The following is an 8,088-nucleotide window of genomic DNA, read 5'->3' as shown; positions in this document are numbered from 1 at the left end:
GGCCTGGCCGGCCTCGCGGCCGCGCGCACGCTCGCGGCAGCGGGCGACGACGTCGTCGTGCTCGAGCGCGCGGACGCGGTCGGGGGCCGTATCCGCACGCTGCGGCGCGACGGGGCCGCGGTCGACGTGGGTGCGCAGTTCGTCGCCCCCTTCTGCGACCGCGTCCTCGCGGCCGCATGCGAAGTGGGCCTCGGCGACGACCTGCCGCTGACGCAGCTCCGCGGCGCGGTCGTGGACGGCCGCGGGTCGCACCCGCTCAGCCTCGCGACGCTGCTGTCGTCCGGTCTGCTGCCGGTCGCCGACCGGCTCCGCCTCGTGCGGCTGGCCCTGCCCGTGCTGCGGCACGCGGCGCTCCTCGACCCGCACGACCTCTCGCGCGCGCGGCCGCTCGACGCGGCGTCGGTCGAGCGGCTCGTGCGCGGGCGTGCGGGCGACCGGGCCGCCGAGGCGCTCGTCGGCCCGCTGCTCCAGGGGCTCCTCTACTGGGACCTGCCGACGACGTCCCAGGCGATGCTGCTCGTCATGCTGCGGGTCGCGTGGCGGGCCCGCACGGTGCACCACCCTGCGGGCGGGCTGGACCGCCTGACCACGGCGCTCGCGGCCACGCTCGACGTGCGCGTCGGTGACGGGGTGACGACGATCCGGCCGGACGGCGCGCGGTGGCGGCTGGTGCTCGGCCGGGATGGCGACGTCGTCGCGGACGCGGTCGTCGTCGCGACGACGGCGACCGCGGCGGCCGACCTCCTCGGCGTCGCGCCCCTCGTCGGGCGAGCCCTGCGCACGGTGACCTACTCGCGGACGACCGTCGTCGTGTGCCGGGTCGCGGCCGAGCACGTGCCGGCGTCGACCCTGATGTTCCGCCTCGGCTGGGCGCCGGACCTGGCCGCGGTGACGGTCGTCGACGGCGCCGGGCCGACGCGCCTCGTGCGGGTCTTCCTCTCCGACCGCGGCGCGCGCGCCACCGCGGACCACGACGACGACGCCGTCGCGCGGGTCGCGCTCGACGCGGTGCGCCGGGCCGGCGTCAGGCTCGCGGGAGCGCGACCCGTCGCCGTCCAGCGGTGGACCGAGGCCCTGCCCCGGTTCGAGGTGGGCTCGCTGCGCCGGCGACCGATCCCGGCGTGGGCGCCGTCGGCCCTGCCCGGTGTGGTTCTCGCCGGCGACTACCTGGGCGGCCCCTACCTCGAGGGCGCGTGGCGGAGCGGCGAGGCGGCGGCGCGCCTGCTCGGTCGGCCGGCGGCGCGGTCGCTCGGTTAGCGCCCGGCGCGGTCGCTCGGAGGTGCGGTGCTCCCCCGGACCACGAGCTCCACGGGCACGAGGGCCCGGTGGTCCGCGAGGTCGGTCGCCTCCGTGACCTGCTGGAGCAGCAGGTCGACGAGGAGGCGGCCGATGAGGTGGAAGTCCTGCGCGACCGTCGTCAGCGGAGGCCACAGGTACTCGGCGAGCGGGATGTCGTCGAAGCCGACCACCGAGACGTCGTCGGGCACGCGCAGACCCTGCTCGTGCAGCGCGCGGTAGAGCCCGGCCGCCATCTCGTCGTTCGCGCAGAACACGGCCGTGACGGACGGGTCGCGTGCGAGCGCGAGGCCCGTCTCGTACCCGGACCGCGCGGACCAGTCACCGCGGACGAGCGGCGGGACCGGACGACCCTGGTCCTCGAGGCAGCGCTGCCACGCCTCGACCCGGAGCTGGGCGGGGGAGGAGTCCTCGGGGCCGGCGAGGTGGTGGACGGTCCGGTGGCCGAGCGCGAGAAGGTGCTCGACCGCCTGGCGGGTGCCCGTCGTCTGGTCCGTCGCGACGGCCGGGTGGTGCCCGATGAACCGCGAGTCCGAGACGACGACCGGCAGGCGTGCCGGGAGCGCGAGCGTGGCGGGCGTGGCCGTCTCCGCGCGGATGATGACGAGCCCGTCGATCGCCTGGTGCGTGAGCCGCGCGACGGCCGCGTCGACGTCGGTCGAGGACGGGCTCTGCACGTCGACGAGGCTCACCGTGTACCCGTGCGAGCGGGCCGCCTCGACGACGGCCTCGACGGTCCGTGACTCGCCCGTGCGCGCCAGGCGGTGGGCGATGAGCCCGATCGTCTCGAAGCTGCCGTAGCGCAGGGCCCGTGCGGCGTTGTTGGGCGAGTAGCCGAGCTGGGCCATCGCGGCGAGCACGCGCTCGCGCGTCTGGGGGCGCACCTTCTCCGGATCGGTCGAGACCCGCGAGACGGTCTGCGACGAGACGCCCGCGAGCGCGGCCACGTCCGCCATCGACGGGCCGGGCCTGCCGCGCGGTGCGGTGACCGCCGTCGCGCCGTCGCGCGCGGTCGCGGGGCCGTCCTCGGTGAGCATGACGCGCATCATACGAGCCGGCGGGGCGACGATGGTGACGTCAACATCCCGAGCCGCCGAAACCTTTGACACCGACGTCGAGCCCGTGTCACGCTTCCGGTCCGCCCGATGTTGACGTAAACATCGCACCCGGACACAAGGGGGTTCCGCATGGCTCAGGCCGTGGTGGTGGCGGTGCCGCCGACCAGCGGCAGCGGGCGGACGCGCCGTCGGTCCTGGACGGGGTGGGGCTTCGTCGGGCCCTTCATGGCCGTCTTCGGGCTCGTGTTCCTCGCGCCGATCGCGTACTCGCTCTACCTCAGCCTCTTCCGCCAGCAGCTCGTCGGCGGGAACGCGTTCGTGGGGCTCGAGAACTTCCAGCGCGCTCTCGGCGACCCCAACCTCTGGGAGGGCTTCTTCCGCGTCGCCCTCTTCCTCGCCGTGCAGGTCCCGATCATGCTCGGCATCGCCCTGCTCGTCGCCCTCGCGCTCGACGGCGGGCGGCTCTACGGGACCGCGTTCTTCCGGATCTCGATCTTCCTGCCCTACGCGGTCCCGGCCGTCGTCGCGACCCTCATGTGGGGGTTCATGTACGGCACGCGCTTCGGCCTCGTCGGCAACATCAACGACGCCTTCGGGATCGCGATGCCCGACCCGCTCTCGAGCGAGCTCGTGCTCGCATCCATCGGCAACATCGTGACCTGGGAGTTCGTCGGCTACAACATGCTGATCTTCTACTCGGCCCTGCGGGTCATCCCCGCGTCGCTGTACGAGGCGGCCGAGATCGACGGCGCCGGCCAGTGGCGCGTCATCACCGCCATCAAGCTGCCCGCCATCCGCGGTGCGCTCGTGATCGCCACGATCTTCTCGATCATCGGCAGCTTCCAGCTGTTCAGCGAGCCGGTCATCCTCCAGCAGCTCGCGCCGAACGCGATCTCGACCGACTACACGCCGAACCTCTACGCCTACTCGCTGTCCTTCTCCGGCCAGCAGTACAACTACTCGGCCACGGTCGCGATCATCATGGGCCTGCTCACGATGCTCGTCGCCTACCTCGTGCAGCTGCGCGGCATGCGCAAGGAGGCGTGAGATGACCGCCTCGACCGCTCCCACCGGCGTCCCCGCCGACGCCGCCCCCGTGGCCGCCCGGCCCGGCCGGCCGCACCGCGCCACCCCCGTGCGCCGCGCGGCGCGCGGCTCGTCGCGTCCCCGCCGCAGCGTCCTGCTCACGCTCACCACGGGCATCGTGCTCGTCTACAGCCTCGTCCCGCTCGCGTGGCTGCTCATCAACGCGACCAAGACGCAGAGCAGCCTCTTCGGCTCCTTCGGCCTCTGGTTCAGCGGCGACTTCGCCCTGTTCTCGAACCTGGCCCAGACGCTCACCTACGACGACGGCATCTTCGTCCGCTGGCTCGGCAACACCCTGCTCTACGTCGTCGCCGGAGCGGGCGGCGCCACCGCGCTCGCCGTCATCGGCGGCTACGGCCTGGCGAAGTTCTCGTTCCCCGGCAAACGCGGCGTGTTCGCCGTCGTGATCGGCGCCGTCGCGGTGCCCGGCACGGCGCTCGCCGTCCCGACGTTCCTCATGTTCAGCCGCATGGGCCTGACCAACACGCCGTGGTCCGTGATCATCCCGTCGCTCATCTCGCCGTTCGGGCTGTACCTCATGTGGACCTTCGCGGCGGAGGCGATCCCGACCGAGCTGCTCGAGGCGGCGCGGATGGACGGCGCGAGCGAGTGGCGCACGTTCTTCCGGATCAGCCTGCCGCTGCTCGCCCCGGGCATCGTCACGGTCCTGCTCTTCACGATGGTCGCGACCTGGAACAACTACTTCCTGCCGCTGATCATGCTGCGCGACCCGGACTGGTACCCGCTGACGCTGGGCCTCAACGCGTGGAACGCCCAGGCGACCACGGCCGGCGGCGAGGCGATCTTCAACCTCGTGATCACGGGCGCGCTGCTCACGATCCTGCCGCTCATCGCGGCGTTCCTCCTGCTCCAGCGGTACTGGCAGTCCGGTCTGGCCGCCGGGAGCGTCAAGGAGTAGGCCGCCCGCCGTCACCGACCACCACCGCACCGCAGCACGACCGCACCCGCCCAGCCGGGCGCTGCGGACTCCCTGACCCGGTCCATCCCGACGAAGTGTGAGGACACACCATGACTGCTCTCCCCCGAACGGTGCTGCGCGGCGTCGCGCTCGCCGGCGCCGCGACGCTCGCGCTCACCGCGTGCGGCGGCGGCTCGGCCGACGACGGCGGCACGGCCGGCGAGCCCGTCGACACGGGTTCGGTGCTCGAGGACGGCGGCGAACTCCTCGTGTGGGCGTGGGAGCCCACGCTCGAGCAGGTCGTCGAGGACTTCGAGGCCGAGTACCCGAACGTCGACGTCGAGCTCGCCAACGTCGGCACGGGCAACGACGCGTACACGGCTCTGCAGAACGCGATCGCGGCGGGCTCCGGTGTGCCCGACGTCGCCCAGGTCGAGTACTACGCGCTCCCGCAGTTCGCGATCGCCGAGTCGCTCGCCGACCTCGGCGGGCTGGGCGCCTCCGAGCTGGACGGCACCTTCACGCCCGGCCCGTGGGCGTCCGTGCAGCAGGGCGACGGCATCTACGGCCTGCCGATGGACTCCGGCCCGATGGCGCTCTTCTACAACGAGGAGGTCTTCACGCAGCACGGCGTCGCCGTCCCCACCACGTGGGACGAGTACGTCGAGGCGGGCCGCGCGCTGCACGCCGCCGACCCCGAGGTCTACATCACGAGCGACTCGGGTGACGCGGGCTTCACGACGAGCATGATCTGGCAGGCCGGCGGCAAGCCGTACACGGTCGACGGCACGGACGTGACGATCGACTTCACGGACGAGGGCTCGGCGCGCTTCGCCGAGATGTGGCAGCAGATGGTCGACGAGGAGCTCGTCTCGCCCGTGGCCGGCTGGAGCGACGAGTGGTACCAGGGCCTGGGCAACGGCACGATCGCCTCGCTCATCATCGGCGCCTGGATGCCCGCCAACCTGGAGTCCGGCGTCGAGGCGGCCGCCGGCAAGTGGCGCGTCGCGCCCATGCCGCAGTGGGAGGCCGGCGGCTCGGACACCGCCGAGAACGGCGGCAGCGCCCTGTCGGTGACCGCCGCCTCCGAGCAGCAGGAGCTGGCCTACGCGTTCATCGAGTACGCCAACGCCGGTGACGGCGTGCAGACCCGGATCGACGGCGGCGCGTTCCCCGCGACCGTGGCCGAGCTCGAGTCCGAGGAGTTCCTCGGCAAGGAGTTCCCGTACTTCGGCGGCCAGAAGGTCAACGAGGTGCTCGCCCAGTCCGCGCAGGGCGTCGTCGAGGGCTGGCAGTACCTGCCGTTCCAGGTCTACGCGAACAGCATCTTCAACGACACCGTGGGCCAGGCGTACGTCTCCGACATCACGCTCGCCGAGGGCCTGGCCGACTGGCAGGAGGCCTCGGTGGCGTACGGCAACGAGCAGGGCTTCACGGTCTCCGACTGAGCCGCGGTGCCCCGCACGCGTGGGCGGGTGGTCCGCCACCCGCCCACGCGTGCGTCCGGCCCCGGACCCTCCGGCGGGGCGTCCCACGACGAAGGTGAGTGCAGGGCCGATGGCCATGTTCGAGATCGGCGAGCAGGACTTCCTCCTCGACGGGGAGCCGCACCAGGTGATCAGCGGCGCGCTGCACTACTTCCGCGTGCACCCGGACCTGTGGGCGGACCGGATCCGCAAGGCGCGGCTCATGGGGCTCAACACGATCGAGACCTACGTCGCGTGGAACGCCCACTCGCCCGAGCGCGGCGTGTTCGACACGAGCGGCGGGCGCGACCTCGGTCGCTTCCTGGACCTCGTCGCGGCCGAGGGGATGCACGCGATCGTGCGCCCGGGGCCCTACATCTGCGCCGAGTGGGACAACGGCGGGCTGCCCGCGTGGCTGTTCGCGCAGCCCGGCGTCGGGATCCGGCGCAACGAGCCCACCTACATGGCCGCGGTCGCGGAGTACTACGCGGCGCTGATGCCCGTGGTGGCCCCGCGTCAGGTGACACGGGGCGGTCCGGTCGTGCTCGTCCAGGTGGAGAACGAGTACGGCGCCTACGGCGACGACGAGGACTACCTCCGTGCGCTGGTCGACCTCACCCGGGGCCACGGCGTCGACGTCCCGCTCATCACGTGCGACCAGGCCGACGACACGATGCTCGCCCGCGGGGGCCTGCCCGAGCTGCACAAGACCGCAACCTTCGGCTCCCGGAGCCTCGAGCGGCTCGAGGTGCTCCGGCGCCACCAGCCGACCGGCCCGCTCATGTGCATGGAGTTCTGGAACGGCTGGTTCGACTCCTGGGGCCTGCCGCACCACGTCGCCGCGCCCGAGGCGAACGCCGCGGACCTCGACGACCTGCTGGGCGCGGGCGGCTCGGTCAACCTCTACATGTTCCACGGCGGCACGAACTTCGGGCTGACCAACGGCGCGAACGACAAGGGCTGGTACCTGCCCATCACGACGTCGTACGACTACGACGCACCGCTCGCCGAGCACGGTGCCGTGACGTCGAAGTACCGCGCGATGCGCGACGTGATCGCGCGCCACGCGCCCGTGCCGGACGAGCTGCCTGCCGACGCGCCGCCGGCGCCCCCGCTCGACGTCCCCCTGGACCGGCGCGTGCCGCTCATCGCCGTGCTGCCCGAGCCGGTGCCCGTGGCGGGTCTCCCGACGGCCGACGAGCTGGGCCAGTGGTCCGGCTTCACGCTCTACCGCACCCGCGTGCACGCCGACGACGCCGTCCTGAGCGTGGGGGAGGTGCGTGACCGTGCGCTCGTGCTGCTCGACGGCGAGCCGGTGGGCGTGCTCAGCCGGCGCGACGGGGTGTGCTCGGTCGCGCTGCCGGCGCGCGACGGGGAGCTCACGCTGCTGGTCGAGGACGAGGGTCGCGTCAACTACGGTTCGCGGCTCGGTGAGGCCAAGGGCCTCCTCGGGCCTGTGCGGACGGCGACCCGCGAGGTGACGTCGTGGTCGGCGACGCCGGTCGAACTCGACGCCGGCCGCCTCGCGGCGGCGCTCGCCGGGGACGCGCCGGCGGCGGCCGTGCCGGCCGGGGCGCCGCTCGCAGGACCCGTGCTGGCCGGCGGACGCTTCGCGGCCGAGGCCGGTGTCGACCACTTCCTGCGGCTGGACGGCTGGACCAAGGGCCTGGCCTGGGTGAACGGGTTCCTGCTCGGCCGCTACGCCGCCGCGGGTCCCACGCGCACCCTCTACGTCCCGGGGCCCGTGCTGCGGGACGGCGAGAACGACGTCGTCGTGCTCGAGCTCCACGCCGCGTCGGCCGCACGCGTCTCCTTCGTCGCGGAGCCCGACCTGGGCCTCACGGAGGTCTGACCCGCCCCCCACCCTCGCCCGGAGCCGGCCTCGGCTGCCGCCCGCGCCGGTCGGCGCCGCTTCCGGCGGACGGATGTTCGAATGCGAGCGGGGGTGCAGGTGGCCCTGTTCCGTACTCGTCCACCTGTACGGGTGTTCGAGGTGCTGGCGTGCGATGTCGCCGCGAGACGGATGTTGACGTAAACATTCGCGGCTGGGCAGGATGGTGACGCAAACATCGCGACGCTGCCGGGTCCGGCCGTGTCGCGCGGGGGACCCAACGGCGGGAGAGATGCGATGCCAGAGCTGTCATCGAGCGGGGTGCGGACGAAGGGCCGGTCACCGGGCCGCTGGGCGGCGGGCCTCGTCGCGCTCGCCGTCGCGGGGTCCACGGCCTCCGCGGCGGCCGCCGCCCCGGCCCTCGCGGCCGAG

The 8,088-nt window shown here is 73.3% G+C and carries 6 protein-coding genes; 5 read left to right on the top strand and 1 reads right to left on the bottom strand.

Annotated elements, in window-relative coordinates; translation table 11 throughout:
* A partial coding sequence (locus tag ICW40_RS17585) for an FAD-dependent oxidoreductase (protein ID WP_221655303.1) occupies positions 1–1,257 on the top strand: 1,257 nt, incomplete at its 5' end.
* Here ICW40_RS17585 and ICW40_RS17580 read toward each other — a convergent pair.
* Entirely contained in the window at positions 1,254–2,333 is a 1,080-nt protein-coding gene (locus ICW40_RS17580; protein ID WP_221655302.1) for a LacI family DNA-binding transcriptional regulator, read from the bottom strand. The two genes, ICW40_RS17585 and ICW40_RS17580, sit on opposite strands and share 4 nt — an antisense overlap.
* 150 nt (positions 2,334–2,483) lie before the next feature.
* On the opposite strand from ICW40_RS17580, the gene ICW40_RS17575 reads away from it, so the two are divergent.
* From ICW40_RS17575 to ICW40_RS17560, 4 genes are all read left to right on the top strand, one after another.
* Positions 2,484–3,401: a carbohydrate ABC transporter permease gene (locus ICW40_RS17575; protein ID WP_221655301.1), complete on the top strand. Its 918-nt coding sequence runs from the start codon at positions 2,484–2,486 to the stop codon at positions 3,399–3,401.
* Between the two features lies 1 nt (position 3,402).
* Positions 3,403–4,359: a carbohydrate ABC transporter permease gene (locus ICW40_RS17570; protein ID WP_221655300.1), complete on the top strand. Its 957-nt coding sequence runs from the start codon at positions 3,403–3,405 to the stop codon at positions 4,357–4,359.
* Between the two features lie 110 nt (positions 4,360–4,469).
* A complete protein-coding gene (locus ICW40_RS17565) occupies positions 4,470–5,807 on the top strand; it encodes an ABC transporter substrate-binding protein (protein ID WP_221655299.1) in 1,338 nt (445 codons plus the stop codon).
* 109 nt (positions 5,808–5,916) lie between these two features.
* Positions 5,917–7,677, top strand: coding sequence for a glycoside hydrolase family 35 protein (locus tag ICW40_RS17560; protein WP_221655298.1), 1,761 nt, complete (start codon positions 5,917–5,919; stop codon positions 7,675–7,677).
* The last annotated feature ends 411 nt before the right edge of the window (positions 7,678–8,088 follow it).

Source organism: Actinotalea ferrariae (genome assembly GCF_019733465.1).
Taxonomy (GTDB): domain Bacteria; phylum Actinomycetota; class Actinomycetes; order Actinomycetales; family Cellulomonadaceae; genus Actinotalea; species Actinotalea ferrariae_A.
The sequence above is the reverse complement of the archived record's forward strand: the minus strand, read 5'-3'. Positions and strand labels throughout refer to the sequence as shown.